General features: G+C 36.3%; 22 protein-coding genes. 13 read left to right on the top strand and 9 right to left on the bottom strand.

What is annotated here, in order from left to right:
* Positions 1–28 precede the first annotated feature (28 nt).
* From BFJ97_RS00565 to gdhA, 3 genes are all read right to left on the bottom strand, one after another.
* Complete coding sequence (locus BFJ97_RS00565) at positions 29–679, bottom strand: Yip1 family protein (protein WP_068982717.1); 651 nt, start codon at positions 677–679, stop codon at positions 29–31.
* A 285-nt stretch (positions 680–964) separates the two neighbouring features.
* Positions 965–1,651 carry a phosphoribosylaminoimidazolesuccinocarboxamide synthase gene (locus tag BFJ97_RS00560; protein WP_068982716.1) on the bottom strand — a complete coding sequence of 229 codons (687 nt, stop codon included), beginning with the start codon at positions 1,649–1,651 and terminating at the stop codon, positions 965–967.
* A gap of 185 nt (positions 1,652–1,836) precedes the next feature.
* Positions 1,837–3,210, bottom strand: a complete 1,374-nt coding sequence (gene gdhA / locus BFJ97_RS00555; RefSeq protein WP_068982715.1) for an NADP-specific glutamate dehydrogenase — start codon at positions 3,208–3,210, stop codon at positions 1,837–1,839.
* A gap of 187 nt (positions 3,211–3,397) precedes the next feature.
* Between gdhA and BFJ97_RS00550 the strand changes: the two genes are divergently transcribed.
* Complete coding sequence (locus BFJ97_RS00550; RefSeq protein WP_068982714.1) at positions 3,398–3,871, top strand: YaiI/YqxD family protein; 474 nt, start codon at positions 3,398–3,400, stop codon at positions 3,869–3,871.
* Positions 3,861–5,201: a D-serine ammonia-lyase gene (locus BFJ97_RS00545; RefSeq protein ID WP_068982713.1), complete on the top strand. Its 1,341-nt coding sequence runs from the start codon at positions 3,861–3,863 to the stop codon at positions 5,199–5,201. Before BFJ97_RS00550 ends, BFJ97_RS00545 begins: the two co-directional genes overlap by 11 nt.
* A 278-nt stretch (positions 5,202–5,479) precedes the next feature.
* On the opposite strand, the gene BFJ97_RS00540 is transcribed toward BFJ97_RS00545, so the two are convergent.
* Positions 5,480–5,671 carry a hypothetical protein gene (locus BFJ97_RS00540; RefSeq protein ID WP_049666523.1) on the bottom strand — a complete coding sequence of 64 codons (192 nt, stop codon included), beginning with the start codon at positions 5,669–5,671 and terminating at the stop codon, positions 5,480–5,482.
* A 290-nt stretch (positions 5,672–5,961) separates the two neighbouring features.
* Positions 5,962–7,131 carry a pyridoxal-phosphate-dependent aminotransferase family protein gene (locus tag BFJ97_RS00535; protein ID WP_083226905.1) on the bottom strand — a complete coding sequence of 390 codons (1,170 nt, stop codon included), beginning with the start codon at positions 7,129–7,131 and terminating at the stop codon, positions 5,962–5,964.
* A gap of 284 nt (positions 7,132–7,415) precedes the next feature.
* Here BFJ97_RS00535 and BFJ97_RS00530 point away from each other — a divergent pair, with 284 nt between their 5' ends.
* From BFJ97_RS00530 to BFJ97_RS00515, 4 genes are all read left to right on the top strand, one after another.
* Positions 7,416–9,032: an amidohydrolase gene (locus BFJ97_RS00530; RefSeq protein ID WP_068982711.1), complete on the top strand. Its 1,617-nt coding sequence runs from the start codon at positions 7,416–7,418 to the stop codon at positions 9,030–9,032.
* A 20-nt stretch (positions 9,033–9,052) separates the two neighbouring features.
* Complete coding sequence (locus BFJ97_RS00525; protein WP_068982710.1) at positions 9,053–9,904, top strand: nitrilase-related carbon-nitrogen hydrolase; 852 nt, start codon at positions 9,053–9,055, stop codon at positions 9,902–9,904.
* A 97-nt stretch (positions 9,905–10,001) separates the two neighbouring features.
* Positions 10,002–10,199 (top strand): DUF3311 domain-containing protein, encoded by a 198-nt coding sequence (locus tag BFJ97_RS00520; RefSeq protein ID WP_068982709.1) that lies wholly within the window; start codon positions 10,002–10,004, stop codon positions 10,197–10,199.
* A complete protein-coding gene (locus BFJ97_RS00515; protein ID WP_068982708.1) occupies positions 10,199–11,689 on the top strand; it encodes a sodium:solute symporter family protein in 1,491 nt (496 codons plus the stop codon). The genes BFJ97_RS00520 and BFJ97_RS00515 overlap by 1 nt, the downstream gene beginning before the upstream one ends.
* Positions 11,690–11,995: 306 nt before the next feature.
* Here BFJ97_RS00515 and BFJ97_RS00510 read toward each other — a convergent pair whose 3' ends face one another.
* On the bottom strand, positions 11,996–12,481 hold the full coding sequence (locus BFJ97_RS00510) for a hypothetical protein (protein WP_068982707.1): 486 nt from the start codon (positions 12,479–12,481) through the stop codon (positions 11,996–11,998).
* A gap of 566 nt (positions 12,482–13,047) precedes the next feature.
* Positions 13,048–13,551 (bottom strand): hypothetical protein, encoded by a 504-nt coding sequence (locus BFJ97_RS00505; protein WP_254660088.1) that lies wholly within the window; start codon positions 13,549–13,551, stop codon positions 13,048–13,050.
* A gap of 363 nt (positions 13,552–13,914) precedes the next feature.
* Here BFJ97_RS00505 and BFJ97_RS00500 point away from each other — a divergent pair, with 363 nt between their 5' ends.
* The 5 genes from BFJ97_RS00500 (at position 13,915) to BFJ97_RS25575 (ending at position 16,710) form a co-directional block, all read left to right on the top strand.
* The gene (locus BFJ97_RS00500) at positions 13,915–14,238 is read left to right on the top strand and encodes a nucleoside triphosphate pyrophosphohydrolase (protein ID WP_068982705.1); all 324 of its coding nucleotides are present in this window, start codon (positions 13,915–13,917) and stop codon (positions 14,236–14,238) included.
* Between the two features lie 7 nt (positions 14,239–14,245).
* A complete protein-coding gene (locus BFJ97_RS00495; RefSeq protein WP_068982704.1) occupies positions 14,246–15,247 on the top strand; it encodes an HNH endonuclease signature motif containing protein in 1,002 nt (333 codons plus the stop codon).
* Positions 15,248–15,664: 417 nt separating this feature from the next.
* Entirely contained in the window at positions 15,665–15,898 is a 234-nt protein-coding gene (locus BFJ97_RS00490; protein WP_068982703.1) for a hypothetical protein, read from the top strand.
* 283 nt (positions 15,899–16,181) lie between these two features.
* Positions 16,182–16,403, top strand: coding sequence for a YdbC family protein (locus BFJ97_RS00485; RefSeq protein WP_068982702.1), 222 nt, complete (start codon positions 16,182–16,184; stop codon positions 16,401–16,403).
* Between the two features lie 199 nt (positions 16,404–16,602).
* Entirely contained in the window at positions 16,603–16,710 is a 108-nt protein-coding gene (locus BFJ97_RS25575) for a putative holin-like toxin (RefSeq protein ID WP_220443510.1), read from the top strand.
* Positions 16,711–16,889: 179 nt separating this feature from the next.
* Here the strand turns inward: BFJ97_RS25575 and BFJ97_RS00480 are convergent, their stop codons facing one another.
* Together BFJ97_RS00480 and BFJ97_RS00470 are read right to left on the bottom strand one after the other, a co-directional pair.
* The gene (locus BFJ97_RS00480) at positions 16,890–17,516 is read right to left on the bottom strand and encodes a nitroreductase family protein (RefSeq protein WP_068982701.1); all 627 of its coding nucleotides are present in this window, start codon (positions 17,514–17,516) and stop codon (positions 16,890–16,892) included.
* A 128-nt stretch (positions 17,517–17,644) separates the two neighbouring features.
* Positions 17,645–18,889, bottom strand: a complete 1,245-nt coding sequence (locus BFJ97_RS00470; RefSeq protein WP_068982699.1) for a ferredoxin reductase family protein — start codon at positions 18,887–18,889, stop codon at positions 17,645–17,647.
* A 198-nt stretch (positions 18,890–19,087) separates the two neighbouring features.
* Here BFJ97_RS00470 and BFJ97_RS00465 point away from each other — a divergent pair, with 198 nt between their 5' ends.
* Positions 19,088–19,576, top strand: coding sequence for a metal-dependent hydrolase (locus BFJ97_RS00465; RefSeq protein ID WP_068982698.1), 489 nt, complete (start codon positions 19,088–19,090; stop codon positions 19,574–19,576).
* Between the two features lie 406 nt (positions 19,577–19,982).
* On the top strand, positions 19,983–21,356 hold the full coding sequence (locus tag BFJ97_RS00460) for an APC family permease (protein WP_068982697.1): 1,374 nt from the start codon (positions 19,983–19,985) through the stop codon (positions 21,354–21,356).
* Positions 21,357–21,569: the final 213 nt, after the last annotated feature.

Genomic DNA, 21,569 nt, shown 5'->3' with positions numbered 1-21,569 from the left:
ACTCTCGTTATTGAGAGGGGAGATTTTTTTACATCATACTAATACCGATTATGCCAAATATAATAATGAAAACCAAAACTACGAAAACAATGGACAGAATAATAGAAGGGATAATAACAGTCAATATCGCTTTCCAAATTTCAAATTGATGAGCTTCTGCCACAACACCTACTGTGATAACTAATGACCAGATTGCTAGAACAAAGCTAATAAAACCAGTTATTAATAATAACCAAGGTATTGTTTCGGTAGAGCTAGTGTTCATTAACGTTTCAGGGGATGTAATTAGCCAAATTAAGTAAAGTGGTAGAAGAACGATGAATGGGATAGCAGGTAAACTTAAAGCTTTAAATAAATCTGTGAATGTACTAGTCCCGTTGAAAATCTTACCAAACAGCCAAAATATTAGCGTTGAGAAACCTGTACCGATAATCCCTGCAATTGGTGCAAATATCACACAAAGTAGTGCCATAAACCAAGGAGAAAAATCTGATATAGCTTCTTTATCTATAAGCCCTGATAACGAAGAACCGATATAGCCAATTGACATAATAAGAATCGCAAATCCAATTGATTTTTCATCAATCATATAACGTGCAGTTTGTTTAGGGTGTATCCAAGCTGATAGAAATGGATTTAGTTTTGTCCTCGCCTGTGGTGTGTCATTATAGTTTTCCATTAAACTACCTCCAAAAGAATAGAAAATTGCATTATGCGTATAGTTAGTATACGGCTATGCTAATGAAAAGTTTCAAAAAAAATTATTTTTTTTATTAAAAAAGGGTACTCAAACATTAAAAGTCAATCATTCTGTCAGGTGTGTTGATTACACATTTTTATCCATTCAAGAACCCTTATTTCCGCCACAGGCTACAAGTGAACCGGTCTTTTGTTGAAGCATTAAAATAGCCTTGTTAATAGTAGATTAACAAGGCTAATTTTGAATTTCATGAATGTATTATTTTTATTCAGCAAGCATAATTTTTTCTAGTTCTAAAGGCTCGATATATTGTTCGCCTTTGTAAGCACGCATATTTCCGCCAGAAATTTCATCTATTAATAAAATTTCATTTGTTTTCGCATCGCGGCCAAATTCTAATTTGATGTCGTACAGTGTTAATCCTTTTTTTGCAAGCTCTGCAGCAACAAATTTAGCAATTTCAATTGTACGTTGCTTTAAAATTGCATACTCTTCGCGTGATAACAGATTTAACATTGCTAATGCATCTTCAGAAATAGGAGGATCAAGGCGATCGTCATCTTTGATGGTAACTTCTACGAAAGAATCTAAATCTTGTCCTTCTTTTACGTAAGCACCATAGCGACGAAGGAAAGAGCCAACTGCTTTGAAGCGGCAAATAACCTCTAAGCCTTTTCCGAAAACTGTAGCAGGTTTTACTGTCATTGTTGCATCCTCGAAGTTTGCATCAACATAGTGAGTAGGCACACCTTGTTCGTTTAATTTTGAGTAGAAATAAGAAGTTAAGCGAAGTCCAGCAAGTCCTGCACCATCGATTGTTAAGCCTACAGTGTTAGCACCAGGGTCGAATACGCCGTTTTCACCAGTTACATCATCTTTGAATTTTAATAAGTAGTGACCATCTTCTAATTTGAACACATTTTTCGTTTTACCTGTATACAATAATTCCACAAAAAACCCTCCAATATTTCATAGTACTCCATTATTATAACACGAATATTTTAAATATTTAATAATAAAAATGTTCGTTTTTGTAGTTGTTTTTATGTTTATTACCTTTCTTTATACTAAAAAAACAAGATGATAACGAATGTTCGCTACCATCTTAGGTGGAGTTGAATGAAAAAAGAATGTTATTAATATACGCCTTCAGCTAGCATACCATCTGCTACTTTTACGAAGCCGGCAATGTTCGCGCCTACTACTAGGTTCCCAGGGTAACCGTATTTTTCAGCAGCTGCTTTACTGTCCGCGTAAATATCTTTCATAATTTGATGTAATTTAGCATCTACTTTTTCAAATGACCAGAATACACGGCTAGAATCTTGCGCCATTTCAAGAGCAGATACAGCAACACCGCCCGCGTTAGCAGCTTTAGCAGGTCCGAATAAAACGCCAGCGTCTAAGAATTCGTTAATTGCTTCAAGATCAGATGGCATGTTAGCTCCTTCACCAATCGCTTTTACACCATTAGAAATTAATGTGCGAGCTGATTCACCGTTAATTTCGTTTTGAGTAGCACATGGAAGCGCGATATCACAAGGAATAGTCCAAATACCTGTGCAACCTTCTGTATATGTTGCATCTGGACGATAGTTTACGTAAGTTGAAATACGATCGCCTTTTACTTCTTTAATTTCTTTAATTGCTTCAAGATCTAAACCATCTGGATCGTAAACGTAGCCTGAAGAGTCGGAGCAAGCAACAACTTTTGCACCGTAAGCTTGTGCTTTTTCAATTGCATATGTTGAAACGTTACCAGAGCCAGAAACTACAACTGTTTTACCTTCGAATGAATCATTGGCATCTTTTAGCATTTCGTTTACAAAATATACTGTGCCATAACCTGTTGCCTCTTTACGAGCCAAAGAACCACCGTATCCAGGAGTTTTACCAGTTAATACACCAGATTCGCTTGCATGTGTTAAACGCTTGTATTGACCCCATAAATAACCTACTTCTCGAGCTCCAACTCCGATATCACCAGCAGGAACATCGACATCTGGACCAATATGGCGGTATAATTCAGTCATGAATGCTTGACAGAAGCGCATGATTTCAGAGTTTGATTTACCTTTAGGATCGAAGTTTGAACCACCTTTACCACCACCGATTGGTTGGCCTGTTAAAGCATTTTTAAAGATTTGTTCAAAGCCTAAGAATTTGATAATTGATTCGTTAACGGAAGGGTGGAAGCGAAGACCACCTTTATATGGTCCCATTACGTTGCTGTATTGTACACGATAACCACGGTTTACTTGAACTTGGTTGTTATCATCTTGCCAAGCAACACGGAAGGAAATGATGCGGTCTGGCTCAATGATACGAGATAAGATATTAGCTTTAATATATTCAGGGTGTTGTACAAATACAGGCACTAATGAAATGAAAATTTCTTCAGCAGCTTGTAAGAACTCCGCTTGATGACTGTTCTGTTGTTTTAATTGCTCGAATACGCCATCTACGTATTCTTTGGCTAATTGTTCGTTGCTAACAGTTGTAATTGTCATAGTAAAAAACCTCCAGTTAGTTGATAGTTGTATCGTATATCTATTTTTCAAACTATTCAATAAAATACTTTATACAAAGACCTTGAGTTTGTGAAAAAATGAGCAAGGGAAATTGAAAAATTATTATATTTAAATAACAACCAACTGCTTGATTGATCTAATTATGAGAAAGGAATGATGCTTTATTGTGAAGGTTTTAATTGACGCTGATGCCTGTCCAGTAGTGGATTTAGCGCTATCTATATCATCTGAGTTTGAGATGGAAACAATCTTGTTTTGCGATACATCTCACCGTATTGAACGTGATAATGTAATAACAATTATGGTTCCCAAAGGACCAGATTCGGTTGATTTCACGCTAGTGAATGCGCTTTCAAAGCATGATATTGTCATTACACAGGATTACGGTTTAGCAGCAATGGTTTTGGCAAGAGGGGGGTATCCAATTGATCAAAATGGACGAGAAATGTCCGATGAAAATATCGAACGTTTGCTCGATATGCGCCATGTTGGACAAAAGATTAGACGTGCTGGTGGACGTACGAGGGGACCTAAAAAACGAACGCAAGAAAACAATATTTCGTTCGAATTGAAATTTCGACAAATTTGTGAACGAGCAATTTCAGCCCAAAAAATGGAGGCATCTGAAGATGAAAAATAAACTAAAACACGAACTATTAAATCAATTTCCGAGACTAAATGAGTTAGCAAATAAGGATACTGTGCTTTGGGAAAATACAAATTGGGAAAAAAAGGCGAGTACAAATCTTTTTTCAATGGAGGAAGTCGGGGAGGCAGAAGAGACACTTAAACGTTTTTCTTCCTATTTAACTGTAGCATTCCCAGAGCTTTTGGAAAGTAAAGGACTCATTGAATCATCTATTCAAGAAATACCATTGATCAAGAAAGCACTTGAGAAGGAATTTGATCTTCTAATACCAGGTCAATTTATCTTAAAATGCGATCATGCTTTGCCAATCTCAGGCTCCATTAAAGCTCGTGGTGGTATTTTTGAAGTATTAAGACATGCAGAACGGCTTGCGATTGCTAGTGGAAGGCTAACAATAGAAGATAATTATGCGGTGTTGGCCACAGAAGATTTTCAAACGTTCTTCCAGCAGTACACAATTGCCGTAGGTTCTACTGGTAATTTAGGACTGAGTATCGGCATTATGGGCAAAAAACTCGGCTTTAATGTCGTTGTACATATGTCGAGTGACGCAAAAGAGTGGAAGAAAGCCTTACTACGAGAAAAAGGTGCGACAGTTATTGAATATGAGGCCGATTATAGCGTGGCTGTTGAACAAGGTCGCCGAGAGGCTGAACAAGATCCTATGTGTCATTTCATTGATGATGAGAATTCAAAAGACTTATTTGCAGGCTATGCGGTGGCAGCAAAGCGTTTAAAAACACAATTTGAAAAGACGAACATTACAGTGGATAATGCGCATCCATTGTTCGTTTATTTACCGTGTGGTGTAGGAGGGGGACCAGGTGGGGTTGCGTACGGCATCCGTGAAATTTTTGGAGAACACGCCCATATTTTCTTCGCTGAGCCAGTAGCATCCCCTTGTATGACAATGGGCTTGATGACAGGCTTACATGATGAAATCAGCGTAGAAGATATCGGTCTTGATAATAAAACCGAAGCGGATGGTCTTGCTGTAGGTCGTGCTTCAAAATTCGTAGGAAAAGTGATGGAAACGTATATTAGTGGCTGTTATACAGTGAAAGATGAAGAATTGTTTACGTCACTTGGATTGGCTATGAATTCGGAAGGACTATTTTTAGAGCCATCTGCACATGCAGGGATGTTCGGACCCATTCAGTTAATGAAAAATGGACAAAATTATTTAGAAAAGCATGATTTAGTTGAAAAGATGGAGCAAGCTACCCATATTGTATGGGCAACAGGTGGCAGTATGGTGCCGGAGGAAATGCGTGAGGAATACATGGCAAAGGTAGTGCGAGTAGGAAGAACTAATGATTAAGGTAGTTAGTTAATGAGAAAACGCAAGAATGCTATCGGAATCAACATTCTTGCGTTTATTACTTTTAAAAATTTGATCGCAAATTTATTCAAAACATCACATCGTTGGAAAGTAAAACGGCAATTGCCACTTAATAAACCCTTTGTTGATTTGTTAATCTATTCATTAGACAGATACGCTCCTTTGGTATGGTTGAGTGAGAGCTTTCATTTTAATCAAAAGAGTGGATTCTGCCTTTTTATTTTGTTTAATGGGAATTGTTCGAAGTGTTTTTGCTGTTATTTATATAAATAATCCAACGCTTGATAATCTTGCTGATAGCGTCCACCGTCCGCTACTTCAGCGTGATATAGAGCTTTTAAAGCATAATTTTTTTGCAAATCCATTTCGGACATTAACTCTTTTAGGCGATCATGTAATTCACGGTTTTCTTTCACAAGTTGCTGCATTTGTGGTTTAAAATATTTCATACTGTCTAACTCCTCAATTTATAACGTGCTTATTAGTATAACACTTTTAGCTTTTGAAAATGTACTCATTTGCATAATTCACGCTGTAAAAGATTATTCAGTCGATCTTGCTGTGTAGTATTGGCTGAAATTTCGATTTTACTTAGGTGTATCGTTCTCTTACAATGAAACGGAAATCAATCCTTCATTATGATGACGGACAAATGCGAGAGAATTTTTCAGCCTGTAAAAATAATAATCAAACCTCCAAATCCATACAAAGATTTGGAGGTTTTCATTTCGTCAAAGCTTTATCGTTGCAATTGTTTTCGCTGAGCGGTTAAAAATACTTCTTGTGCTGCCTGTACACCTGCACCTGGCTCAAAGTCGTATTCAAAGTCTTGAAGTGCAGCTTCCATTAAAGAAATGGCCTGTAGAATATCGCTTGGGAAACAATAGCCCATGTGACCGAATCTGAAAATTTTACCTTGTAAATGACCGAGGCCTCCAGCGAAATCCAAATGATATTGTCGCTTTAAATGTGACAAGAAATCGCCAAGTGCAATGCCTTTAGGTGCCATAATTGCTGTAATGGTTGGAGAGGCATGCTCATCCGTAGTAAGAAGTTCAATATGAAGTGCATTCATAGCATTTCGCACCATGTTTTTCATTAATTCATGGCGGGCAACAGTTTTATCTATGCCACCTTCTTCCACTATAAGCTTACATACCTCGTGAAGACCATATATTAGTGTAATCGTAGGCGTATTTGGGGTCATCCCTTGTGCTGCCCAGCTACGATAGCTCAATAAATTCAAATAATAGGACGGTGCTTTATTTTCTTCAATGACTTTCCAAGCTCTTTCACTAACACTGACTAGAGAAAGTCCAGGAGGTAGCATCATCGCTTTTTGAGATCCAGTAACAAGAATATCGATTCCCCAGGCATCCATTTCAGCAGGAGATCCACCAATGCAACTTACACCATCGACAATACATAATGCATCCGTTTCCTCACGAACAACTTGTGCTAATTCAGCAATTGGGTTTAAGATACCAGTCGAAGTTTCATTGTAAGTTATAAAAACAGCTTTAATATCTTTTAACGGCTGCAAGAATTCTCGTAGCTCGTTAGCTGTGCAAGCTTGCCCCCAATCTTTTTCAAGCTTATGTACATGAAAACCGTATTTCTCACAAATCGAAACGAAATAGTCTCCGAACGCCCCAACAGTGATTACAACAACATCTTCACCAGCAGAAACAGTATTAACAGCTGCAGCCTCTAAAGCAGCTGTACCGCCTGAGGGAAGTAGTAAAATGTCCTGTTTTGTCCCGAAAATAGGTTTCACTAATTCGATTGTTTCACGGTAAAGATCCACAAATTCATTGCTGCGATGACTAATAATATCTTGATTCATCGCAAGCTGGACCTTTTTCGGAATAGGTGTAGGTCCTGGGTGTCTTAAAATATTTTCATACACAATCATCCAACCCCTTTGTTTTAAAAAATAGAAATTCTAAATTTTCTAACTATAATATAGCATATTTTTTCTGTTATTTAGTTCTTTTTCAAAAAAGTGGTGGTATTTGATAGGTTGTTTGATAGTTACGTAGAAATAACCCTTTTAACCTTTTGTCTAAAAAAAAGTAAAATTAATTACCTTTTGTAAAAATAAAAGACAATCTATTTTTAGTAAAATAAATGAATAGTGCAACACAATTAATATTTTCTGAATATTCAATTTATATAACAAGGAGGATCTATATGAAAGCTAATATTGCTTTTTTAAATGGTGAAGTAATTACTGTAGATGGACAAGATTCTATCCGAGAGGCTTTAGCGATTTCTGATAACAAAATAGTAGCAGTTGGTTCGAATGAGGAGATTAAAGAATTAATTGGTGATTCTACACAAGTAATTGACTTGGAAGGAAAGTCCATTCTACCTGGAATTATTGATGCTCACTTACATTTGGTCACGTATGGTACTTTTCATCTCAGTATCAGCTGTAAAGAGCCTGGGTTGGATTCCATAGATGCGATTTTGACTGCTTTAAAAGACAAAGCTGCTACTACACCAAAGGGGCAGTGGATTCGCGCTAGCGGTTTCAATGAACGAACGGTGAAGGAAAAACGATATCCGACTCTTGAAGAATTGGACAACATTACGATCGACCACCCGATTGTCATTACCCGTACTTGCTGTCACATCGGAATTGTCAATTCGGTTGCTTTACGTCTAGCAGGTATTGACGAAACAACTCCTGATCCTCAAGGAGGTTTAATTGAAAGAAATGCAAAAGGTCAACGCACTGGACGATTGATCGAAACTGCATATATGCAGTTTAATGAGTGTGCATCTTATTCAAATGAAGAAGTTTATCAAGCCATTCAAATCGCACAGCAACATTTCTTAAAAGGTGGCATTACAAGTATTCATGAAGCAGGAACGTTTACAAAAGAAAGTTACCGAATATTACAATTAGCCTCCCAAAAAGGAGACTTGAAAATTCGTGTCTATGCGATGATTGCTATTTTAAATGACTGTAGGCAGTTCACATTAAATATGATGGAATCTGGGGTATTAACTGGAACTGGAAATGAATTCTTTAAAGTGGGTCCTGCTAAATTGTTTACAGATGGGAGTAGTACTGGCCCGACTATTGCTACCCGTGAAGGTTATACAAGTAATCCTGACGATCATGGAATCTTATATTACACCGAGGATGAAATTTATGAAGTACTTGGTAAAGCACATGAATTAGGCTATCAAATTACTGTACATGCACAAGGTGATCAAGCAATTGAATCGTATTTGAATGTTGTAAAACGCGCTTTAAAAGAAAATCCTCGTGAAAACCATAGACATCGCATTGAACATGCTGGAATTTCAAGTCCTGATTTACAGCAACGAATGAAAGAGTTAAAGATGATTCCAATACCTAATCCACCATTCCCATATGAATTTGGTGAAAGTTATTTAACGAATTACGGTGAACGTACGGACTTTATGTACCCTGCACGAGACTTTATTGATCAAGGAATTATTGCAGCTGCTGGGTCAGACTCACCAGTTACAACCTACAATCCTTTTATTGGCATTCACGCAGCGGTCAATCGGCTCACTGCCAATGGAACTTCATTTGGTGAAAGACAAAAAATAGATGTTCTCGAAGCCATTCGTCTATATACCTATAACGGTGCATACGCAAGTTTTGAAGAGGATATAAAGGGTAGTTTAGAACCCGGTAAATTAGCAGATATGATTGTACTTGATCGCAGTATTTTGAAAACCCTTCCACAAGATTTAAAAGAAATTCAAGTCGAATTAACAATACTAGATGGTGATATTCTTTTCGAACGCTCTAAAACGAAAATATAGGAATGAGGCTGGGGGCTCTTATGACAATAAAAATTTCAAGCTGTCAATTTGAATTGCAAAAAGTTGATCATTTCTCTACCTTTAAAGATCGAGTTTTACATGCATTCAATGATGTGCCACTTACAAGTGATTATGTACTCTTACCAGAGTTATTCACCATGTCTTTACTAACAACTTATAACAATTACAATCAATTCACAGAAAAAGATCATGAGAAATTAGGTTTCTTTTTAGATGACTACCTTGAATTTTTTAATAATCTTTCACAACAAAGAAAACAGATTATTATTGCAGGTTCTACAATTGAACCGACCAATAAAGGAAATTACAATACGACTTATATCTTTGATGGTAATGGCAATGTATTAAAACATCGGAAGACACATATTTTTCCTGCTGAATCTGCTTGCAACACTATAGAGGGAGATGAATTAGAAGTTTTCAAAATTGGACCAGTAACATTTGGTATTGCCATATGCTATGAAATAGAGATTCCAGAAATTGCACATATATATAGTCAAAAAGGTGCAGATATTATCTTTTGCCCTTCCTATACGTTCTCTGAATATGGTTTCTGGAGAGTTCGTCATTGTGCTCATGCACGAAGTATTGAAAACCAACTTTATGTCGTTCATTGCCCTACGATTGGCGAAATCCAAGGACCCATTCAAAACGGATTTGGGACCACCGCCATTATAGGACCTGCTGACTTACCTTGGACAAAAAATGGCGTAATTGCAGAAACTACAAGTAAATCAAGTACAGTTGTTACAGCTGAACTATCTCTTGAAGATCTTTACGAAAATCGAAAAAATGGGGCTGCTACAACTTATAAAGATCGTATCCGTAGAAAAGATATTTATACATTATGAATCGGTATTTGAACTCCGAATTTCCAGGATTATGTTCGTTAAACTGAGGGTAACACTACTTTTTTGGACGATAAAAAGAAATTCCAAGGAGGCTTATATGAAAAACATTAAACTGTTATTGTTGATACCGTTTGTTGGAATGTGCTTATGTTTGCCCTTTGCAAATAAAATAGAGCCGTATATTTTTGGTTTACCGTTTCTCCTGTTCTGGATTACTTTATGGATGATATTATCGTCATTAGTGTTAGCGATTGTGTATAAATTGGATCCTGAAAACCAAGGAGGCGATGAATAATGAATATAGCTTTACTGATAATCTTTGCATTTGCATTGATTGCTCTTTTCCTTGGTATACTAGCAACACGTGGAAAAAAAATGAATGTCGATGAATTTGCTGTTGGTAATAAGGGTTTTGGGACATTATTCATTTTCCTACTAATTGCAGGAGAAGTTTATACTACTTTTACATTCCTTGGTGGTAGTGGTTGGGCTTATTCGAATGGAGCCGCTGCTTTTTATGTACCCGCATATATTTGTTTAGCATATGTTTTATCTTATTGGATTGCACCAAAGATTTGGAACTATGCTAAAGATCATCATATAATTTCTCAACCAGAATATTTTGCTTCCCAATATAAAAGTCCGATATTAGGATTAGTTGTATCGTTTTTGGGTGCTATCGCATTGATTCCATATTTAGTTATACAATTAAAAGGGTTAGGTATTATTGTTTCGGAGGCTTCCTATGGAGGGATTAGCCCAATTATGGCTAGTACTATTGGTGCTATAATTATTACAATTTATGTTACTATTTCGGGTATCCATGGCTCTGCTTGGACAGCAGTATTAAAGGATATCATGATATTAGGCGTCATTGTATTTTTAGGAATTTATATTCCATACCATTATTTTGGAGGCATACAACCTCTATTTGAAGCTGTAGAAAAAATAAAACCGGAAAGCTTAACTCTCGCTAGTTCTGGTTTAAGTATTTCTTGGTTTGTCTCAACTATTTTATTAAATGCTTTTGGATTCTATTTATTACCAACCAGTTTTTCAGTATTATTTTCATCTAAGAGTGCAAAAGCATTGAAGAAAAATGCCATTACCTTACCTTTGTATACTCTATTACTCTTATTCGCATTTTTCATTGGTTTTGCAGCCATTGTAGAGATTCCAGGATTACAAGGGGCTGAAGGAGATTTATCATTACTCCGATTAACGATTCAAACATTTGATCCATGGATAGTAGGCGTTGTCGGTGCTGCTGGGTTATTAACTGCTTTAGTACCCGCATCAGTGATGTTAATGTCTGCTTCAATCGGATTAATGACTGGATTTTACAAGCTTGTGAAACCTAAGGCAACAGATCGCCAACAGTTATTTGCTTCAAAAATATTTGTGTTCGCTATAATATTGGTTGCATTCATTTTCACGATTACTGGAGGGGATGCATTAGCAATCTTAAACATTATGTCATACAGCTTAATCACACAACTTTTCCCAGCACTCCTGTTTAGTTTCTATAAAAATCACATACTTAACAAAATCGGTGCAATGGCAGGAATTTTTACCGGTGTAGGAATCGTACTATATAGTGCTATAACATCACATAAACTAATTGACTTTTTCCCGAACATCCCACACGTAATTAATGACATCAGCACAGGAATGATTGCTGTTATTTTTAACTTTGCAGTAGCTATTGTAGTAAGCCTTGCAACCAATCATTTAGTTGCGAGAGAGAAGGGCGATATTGATACACTTGTTGAGGTAGACGCGTAGAGAGAAGCTGAGCTTTTTTTGAATAGGTGTAGGTAGTACTAGGGTATCGATGGATTAAGCGCGGAGTTTAAAGAGAAGTCTTTTCTAACGTTCAGGTGACACGATCGTATAAATAAGTTCAAAACCTTTAAAAGAGTTTTTTGTCATACATTAACAGGCAGTAATTGATCTGTAACGAATGCGAAGCGCCACGTATAAAACGCCCACCACAAAATGCAGCGAAAGCAAAGGAGGGTGAAAACTAATAATCGGTGGGGATGAAGAATCCCCACCGATTAAAATCTCACTTTAAAGGTGCATCAGTAATTATGCAACGAATGGTTTATTCATTCTCATTAAGCCATAGATACAATAGAATAACCCGAAAGTAATAACCGTTAAAATAATATAAAGTACTGCTCTTCCGGTTTCACCTGACCAACGATAAAAGAGTCGATACATGAAATACAAGGCATAGCCAATAAGACCAAAAGAAGCAATTATACCAATAAACGGAATAAATGAAACAAGTAGTAATCCAGCATAAATTAAAACATTCTTTTTGGCGTTTGCACGAACTGTTGCATCATCATCACCCGTAGCAGTTAATAAAAATAGGCTATAAACGTTAATAATAGGAATCCAAGCAATATAAGCTACATCACTAAAGCCATTTGTTTTAGATGCATTATAATAAATAAGAGAACTAATAATATAGCCTACAAGACCCACCACGATGCAAATTAACATAAAAATAAGAAACAAACCACCTATGGCCGCATCGATATCATTGCTATTATAAGAATCGTACATAAGTAAACCTCCTTTCTAAAAAATACTTCATAATAATAACAATACTAAAGTGTTAAATCTACAGTGAAAAATATCGGGTGTTTATTGGTAACGATACATTTGTACTATTTTGATTGAGGATATATGCTATTTTGATAATAATTTTTTGATAAAAAAATGATTGAATTGCAAAAAAAAAATGGAATTAATGGAAAACTAGTGGTGAAGAATCATTTTAAATAATTTTTGTTTTTTACTTTGGATTCAAGCAATATTGAAATGAACATATGGAAGAGTACATCATATGCTCGAAATTGGTTAAAAATGTGTGGTTCAACTTAATCTTTGGGAATAGATGGACATCACAGGAGCTAGGGACCAAATCACCTCCCAATATTTGAAATGGTGATACTGCAAAATCCAAAAAAATATACATCCAACATGTATGAAGTGAAAACCTCTTCACAGTCCTTGATAGACGTGAAGAGGTTTTGCGATGTATTTTTTCTTCATTCAGCAAGTAGCGTAAGCAAAGTGTTAACGAAGCGGCAGCAGTAACTACGCTAAGGTGAAATTGATACTTTAGGCTACGCTTTGAAAGGTTGATTCATATGCATTAAGCCATAAATAGCATGGAATAATCCGCCTGTGATCAACGATAAAACGGTGTAAAGTACGGCTTTACCTGTATCACCAGACCAGCGATACAGTAAGCGATAAGAATAATAAATCCATAAACAAAACATGATAGGGAGTGAAATCAGGCCTATTAAAGGGATGAGAAATAAAAGTAATATTAATCCCGTAAAAATCAGGGTAGGTTTTAACGCTGCTGCACGTATTGCTTTATCATCATCGCCATTGGCAGTCAAAAGAAAAAGACTATATATATTTACAATTGGAATCCAAGCAATATAAGCTACATCACTAAAGCCATTTTTTTCAGATGCCTTATAATAAATTAGCGCGTTAAAAATATAGCCTGCTAGTGCTAAGACAAGAAAAGTTAAGAGAAAAATGGCTATAAACATATCCAGGGTTGCATCATTATACTCAGTAGCCTCATAGCTCATTAGAAAACCTCCTTTCAAAAAATTTCCTCCTTATCATAACAAGTCAAAAGTGTTAAATCTAGAATGGTTTAAATGTTAAATTTAGTAGAAATATAACATTAGTCCTAGAATATCTTTTAAAAATAATTGTTAAATAATGAATGTTCAAATAATAATAAAAAAATGAAAAAAATATCCTTGGAAATATTGGTATAATAGTTTTGAAGAATCATTTTGGATTTTGTCCGTTTACTTGAGATGAAAGATTAGGGGGAGGTTGTTTATATTTATAGTGATTAGTTTTGACTGTAGACAAATATCCAGAGCAAAAAAGAAACAACTTATTCAAACGATTCGGCAGAAATACGGGAAATAATCTTATATTAAGAGGAGGCAGTAAAAATGCCTGTATACAATAAATTAGTACGTGATTTGATCCCACAAGTAATTGAAGCAGGGGGAAAAACATGTAGTATAAGGATGTTAGATTCCAGCGAACACTTAAAAGAAATAAAAGTGAAAATGCAAGAGGAGGCATTAGAATTTAACGAGGCAGCTTGTCAAAAAGAGGCCGTTGAGGAACTTGCGGATATTTTGGAATTAGTCCATGCAGCTATACATATGTACGGTGTATCTTATGAACAATTGGAACAGATACGAACACAGAAGAAAAAACAACGCGGAGGATTTGCTCAAGGTATTTATTTAATTGAAGTGAGGGAGTAAGAAGAGTATGTCTCATGATTTAAAGGTTGGTGAAATACGTGAACAATATGTAACGGAACATCAGATTTGGCAACATCTGAATAATTTTTACTATCGTTCATCAGTGTCAACTTCTTATAAGTATGTGTTTTTCAAAGCATTACTCGAAAATTTATACAATGTAGACGATAAGCTAGGACTTAGCTACAATCAAATATTTTATTCGTTCACAAATATTTATTGGAATTTAGTAATCCATCATAATCTAGTGCAATCTTCTAATAAAAATAAACCGGCTCGTGCCCAAACCATTTTGCAAAAATATGCAAATGACAACGCTATTCCTTCTGAATGGCAATTCGATCAACTTATAGATTCTTTGCAACTAAAAATCGTCAATGAAGTGAAACGTGACTGCAAGCAAAACGTAATCGGCGCATTTTACGGAGATACAGCGGGGATATTCTATGAATTTGACATCAAACAAGCACATTTTCGTTTCAACAATCCTGTCTATCAATTCATGAAAAAGTATCAACGAATTTTAATAAATCTAACAAATTATCATTTAGTCAAATATCTTGAAAAAGTGAATGAAGCCACAAGTACAATGGCTTTACTCTCAAAAATAGAGGTAATATCAAAGCGTAGTTCTTTAGAGACATTTTACAAAGTCCTTACCCAATTTGAACAAAATCGATGTTTCTATTGTAACTGTGATTTATCAACTAATCGCAGAAAAACGCACGTCGACCACTTCATTCCGTGGAGTTTTGTTCAAAATGATAATTTATGGAATTTAGTGTTGGCATGTAATGATTGTAATTTACAAAAAAGCGACAAAATCACGGCTCGTTTTTATTTAGAGTCGATGCTCGAAAGAAATCACAATTTAGTGTCAATTGTGAGAGAACCAACTTATTTTAATACATATGAAAATAAAAAGCTTGTGGATTTATATGATTATTCAATAATGAACGGATATACGACGTTATGGGAGCCAAGGAAGGTACACGGATTGAAGAATTAATTTGATAATAGAACAATCGTGTTGATTAGGAAAAAATAGGTTTATTATTGAGCAAAAAGATTTTTTGTGGCTCATCACCAAAAGTTGTGGATGACATTTGTTAAGACGTATGCTTTGTATATTAGTTGATTGGAGTGGAGACTGGGCGACTCCTTGGGGATTAGCGGTAGAGGAACGAAGGCTAAGAGCATCACGTCCTGTGATAACGCCTTCGTAACCAACATCATGCTGCTGTCGCTTCGCTTTCGCGCAAAAAACATCATGTTGGCCCGAGACCCTGGAGCGAGCACATAGAGGAACGAAGGCTAAGAGCATCACATCCTGTGATAACGCCTTCGTGACCAACATCGTGTTGGCCCAAGCGGCTCATCGGACGCCCCCAGGAAGCTCTGCGCGAAAGCGAAGCGTCAGCGGCAAATGTTTTATCTGTGCGAAAGCGAAGCGACAGCAACAATGTTTTATCTGTGCGAAAGCGAAGCGACAGCAACAATGTTTTATCTGCGCGAAAGCGAAGCGTCAGCGGCAAATGTTTTATCTGTAGCGAAAGCAAAGCGACAGCTACAAAGCGCCCAGTCGGAACGGAAATCAACCACGCGTTATGGTGATGATCCTATTTTTGCTATTGTGGAATATATTTTTATTTTCAACTGATTGTAGCGTAGGGCTACTCGAGTGCTCCTGCCGCTTCGCTTTCGTCGCAGAGCAAAGCTTCCCGCGGGAAAGCGAGTAGCCCGTAGCGTAAATCTGCGCATTCTAATTTAATTAGGATGGATAAAAAATGGTTAATCATCACACCTAATCATATAACGGAAGAACATTGAATACAGATTTCACGTTTTTTAGGAAGTGCAATTATTTAAAGTGTTGTCACGTTTGATCATCCTATTATTTCAAGATATAGTTCTTATTACAGATACCATAAGGAGGAATGTAAATGGCAGAAATTAAATACGAAATTATTAAAACAATTGCGGTATTATCGGAAGGCAATAAAGGCTGGAAAAAAGAATTGAATTTAATTAGCTGGAATGGTCGTGAACCGAAATACGATATTAGAGATTGGTCGGAGGATCATACAAAGATGGGAAAGGGCGTTACCTTGTCACTGTCTGAAATACAGCTTTTGAAAGAGTCATTAGCTAAATTGCAGGCTTAAATTAATGTACAGGGATACTTGTGCGTGTTGTTTTAGATTAATTACGTAAAGCGGGATTCATGCTCATGAAACCCAAGGTGAAATTGATTTTTTTGAGGATTTTCAATAGAATATATTTCATAAAATTGTTAGACTAACAATAGCAACAATTCATAATGCAGGTGGCGGCTGAACTCCCTTTTGAAAGGGGGTGAGGCGGATGACAGTATTTGAAGCATTCAGTTTGATTGTACAGTGTAGCCTTTTGCTAATTGCAGTACTTACTCTGATGCTTAGTATTATTGTCTCACAAAATAAAAAGAAATAGCCACCCTGCCGGCTAAGTAAGGTGACTATTGCTATAACTTTAACTTGGTCAGCCGCTATGGTGCGGCATGATTGTTGCTGTTTTGACTGGATGTTGACGCATCCAGTCTTTTTTATTCTATATTTAGTGTATCATATTTATTCTAAAAGAAAACAATTTGTACAATTTCTATCTTTCGATTAAATGAATTTTGCAATGTCATTTAGTGCTAGACGAGATGAGCCGTGAGCTGGTGCTGCAGCTTTTCCGATGGCAATTAAGACGATTGGCACTAGATTTTCTGTTAAATCAAAGCGTTGCGCAAAAGCCTCTTTATTGAAGCCACCCATTGTTACTGTATCATAGCCCATATCCTTTGCTAAAAGCATGATTTGCATAGAAATTAAGCCTGCATCAAATGTAGCTATATTTTTTAAAACTTCTTTAGGAAGGTTTGAATAAAGCTTTAATGAATTTTCAATCATCATATTTTTTGTTGCTTCATCCATATAGCCAAGTTCGAAATTTTTTGTGTAGACTTCCTCTACATTTTTGTACATTGCAGTATCGCCTAAAACCGCAATGATGGCAGAGGCAGTTTCCACTTGCTCCTGGTTATTAGCAATTGAACGTAATTTTTTTTTTACTGCCTCATCTTGGATCACTAGAAAGCGCCAAGGCTGTAAATTGCTTGATGATGGAGCTGTTGTTGCCTCTACAAGTAATTCTTCTAATTCTGCTTGTGGGATTTTATAGTTTTCCTCATATTTACGAATCGATTTACGTTCGTGCATAACTCTATTTAAATAACTTTTTGTTATAGTCATCGTGAAAAATCTCCTTTAGATGTGATGAGATTTTACTATACGATAAACTTTTCAATAATCCAAGTAAATTGCTTGAATTAAAGATTCTTGAATTCAGGGGTTCTCTTACATCTTTAAAATTAAATTCTTCATCTAATTTTAAAGGCTTCATATTCAATGTCTGCACCTGTATTGAAGGACTTCAATTGCTTGGCAAAACGTTTCACCATTTTTTCTGGGCCACACATAAAAATACTTGTCTTTGCTGGCACCGAAAAATTTCCAAATGAAAGCCTGTCCATTTGAGCGGTATCAATAAAGTTTACGCTAAAATATTGGTTAGTTTTTGCATACTCCTGTAAAAATTCTTGATAGATCGCATTGTCTTGACCATGATAAGTGTAAAATAATTCAATGTTACGATCGGCGGGATGAGATTGCAAATAGGATAAAAAAGGGGTGATGCCTATGCCACCTGCTATCCAAACTTGTTGTTGTGTCCCTTTTTCAAAGTTTAAATGACCATATGGACCATCAAGTGCGACTGGCGTATTCAGTTGAACTGAATGAAATACTTTCTTTGTGAAATCACCAAGCCCTTTAATGGTAACAAATACTTTTTTTCCATCACTACCTGAAATAGAAAAGGGATGAGGTGCCTTTTCTAAGCCATCTTGAAAAATCTTAATAAAAATAAATTGTCCATGTTGATAGGGGATTTTTTTATCAAGTGTTAGCTCCAGTTCAATAACATTGGAGCCTAATTTTTTGATCCCTGTAATTTTACCTTTATATTTAAAAAACATATCCTGATACATCGTCAACATATACAACGCCGACATAAATCCGATAGTCGCTGTGAGTGCGGTAAAAATTCCTAAAGGTGTCGGCTGGAATAAATCGTATCTGCTTGAAAAATAGGCATGATAAATACCGAATGTATAAGGGATTAGCATGAATCGATGAACGACCCGCCAGTGTTCATATTTTAGAAATTTAGCAAAAAGCGCTATTAAGATAAGGGCAATAAAGCCATATTGTCCTAGCTCCCCTAACTCCTTGGCGAATTCGCTGAGCGGAGTTTCTTGTGCTTCATCCCAATCAGGTACCATATCTTGTAATTGTCCGTGTAAAATCACTAATCCTAATGAAAAAATGGCTAACCATTTATGATGAAAATATAGACGCTCTAGACCATGGAACCAGCGCTCAAGGATTTTCATTCTTGTTGCTAATAAAAAGACAAGAAAGAAGCCTGTGATGGCCAAGCCTCCGATGATGTGACTAAGCCTGTTAACGGCATGTATAGGCTCTATAGGTGTAGCAAAATACCATAGTAAAGTACTACTACATATCGTGAGTATGATAAACAAAATTCCTTTGATAGATTTCATAAATAACCTCCAGTACTCATTTTTATCGTTAATCATCCTACATATACAATAAGAACCTGAAATGTTTCTGATATTTTGTTGATCTAAACAATTGATTGTAAAAAAGAGAGTGTATGTTCGGAATATATGTTCCCTTTTAAGGTCGGATGTGTTAAATTAAGAAAGGTAAAAATAGAGATATAAGAATTGGAGGTAATTATGCAAGGGAATACACATATTATTGGAGGCATCACTGCAAGCCTTGCCTTTGCACAAGTTTCTAATGATAATCCGCTTGTTTTAGTAGGAGCAGGCGTTATCGGCGCATTACTTCCAGATATTTGCCATGGTGGTAGCAAAATCGGGAGGAAGTTTCCCATCATTTCAAAAATTGTCAATACGCTGTTTGGACATCGTTCTTTTACACATAGTGTGCTTTTTTTATTTCTAGTTGTGATGCTACTACATACATTTATACCTTACGAATCCATTTCAATAGGTATATTATTAGGAATGGCAAGTCATATTTTCCTTGATATGGGGACGAAGAAGGGTGTTAAGCTGTTTTTCCCAGTTTCCATTTCGGTACGATTACCATTTACGACAAAAACGGGTAGTAAAGCTGAAAAGGTAGTGTCTATGTTGTTAACGATGCTTTCCATTTATTTTAGTTATGAAATTATCGTTAAACTTATTGATACCGTATAAGCAATGAAACTCAGTCAGTGAGTGAGATACTCCTCCTAAGGTAGATAGATTAAAAATCTGTTTATCTAAGGGGGAGTATTTTTTTCTTCATTCAAAAAAGTGAATGTTAGTCACTGTCTAATTAAAAGGGAGCATTTCATTATGAAGGATTTTTTGGTGACGTTTTACTATCGACAGTAGTGCTCATGAAAAACTTCCTCGGGTATGTTATATCAATTTATCTCGCTAGAGCCCTAACTTACAGCCCTCCAAATTGATGCATTTTCGGTAATCATAAGGAGTTTTTCCCACTAAAGAAAATCTTAATCTAGCTATTGACCTTTGTGTAACAAAAACCTTTATATTCATTATTAATAAAAAGAATCTTCAGAAGATTCGAATTACATAAGAGGGCGGGGGAGCTATTATGAAACGACAAACATTAATGCGAACACTGACTTTGTCTCAAGTTGTATTTTTAGGGATTGCATGGAATAATCCAATGGTATTCTTCAATACGTATGGAATTGCAACCGTCACTTCCCAAGGTGTCATCATGGGGGCTTATATCATCGCCTTTCTTGCAATCATGTTCACCGCATTTAGTTATGGAAAGATGGCAAAAGCATTTCCAATTGCTGGTTCTGCTTATACATTCACACAAAAATCAATTAATCCACAACTTGGGTTTCTTATCGGTTGGACAATCATGTTGGATTATATGTTAACACCAATGGTCACTTGTTTAATGTCTACTGTTTTTTTACATGCCATGTTCCCTGGAGTCCCTCACGCCCTGTGGATTATCCTCTTAACTGCAACTATTGTAATACCTAGTATCTTGGGTGTTAAGTTCACTGCATCCACTGGTAAGATTTTTGTGATTGCACAAGTCATATTTGTTTTCATCTTCTGGATTTTGACCATCAAAAGTTTATTGGCAGGTGAAGGGGCAGGTACACTTTTCTCTATCCAACCTTTGTTCAATGCAGACATCGATTTGCCTGTAATTTTGGCAGGAGCGTCCATTCTTTGTTTCAGTTTTCTTGGCTTCGACTCCCTTACTACGTTGTCTGAAGAAACAATTAATCCTGAAAAAACAATCCCAAGAGCGATTATCGTCATGTTGCTGATCATGGGTGTCATCTATATCGGATCAGCCTATTTGGCACAATTGGTTCACCCGGGCTTTTCTTTTGAAAGCACTGATTCTGCAGCTATGGAAGTTGTCTATATGGTCGGCGGGAATATGTTCCAATCTTTATTTGTGACAGCAGTAATTTTAGGGAATTTCTCTTCCGGTGTTGCTGCGACTACAAGCGCATCTCGTGTACTGTATGCAATGGGGCGAGATTCTGTACTGCCTAAAAAAGTGTTTGGGCATATCCATTCACGTTATAAAACACCGTCAACAGGAATTATTGTAATCGGTATCATTTCATTACTTGGTATTGCGCTGACACTCGACCAAGTCATTAAGTTTATTAACTTTGGAGCACTTATTGCCTTTGCGTCCGTTAACTTGTCTGTCATTGCTCATTATTTTATTCGGAATCGTAAGCGGTCCACTTTCACCGAATACATGCGTTATCTGGTTATGCCACTAATTGGAGCAGGATTTACGCTTTGGCTATGGTCTCACTTAGAGTTGGATGCATTGATTCTTGGAGGCATCTGGATGGCAATTGGCATGGGGTATTTAATTTATATGACAAAGTTTTTCAGACAGGGATTGCCTGAATTCAGTTTCGATAAGGAGATTATTCCTGAAAATGTTCTTATAGAAGACATAAAAATGTAAAGGCTTACATGGAATGATTATCGTGTTATTTCGCAGGTAGGAAAGGCAATTGAAAGGGGTGAGGCGATTCGAAAAGGCTGAATTTGGAAAAATGGGTACAGCTTTTTTGGAAAAAAGAAAGATCGTAGCTTTGAAAATGATATGACGAAACGATTATTTTGGGGAATGTAGTTCTTTGACAATTAATCGGAATAGAGACGTCATGCAATTCCT

Origin of the sequence: Lysinibacillus xylanilyticus, assembly GCF_001708185.1 — a bacterium.
In the GTDB taxonomy this organism is placed as follows: domain Bacteria; phylum Bacillota; class Bacilli; order Bacillales_A; family Planococcaceae; genus Lysinibacillus; species Lysinibacillus xylanilyticus_A.
This window is presented reverse-complemented; position numbering and strand designations above follow the sequence as displayed.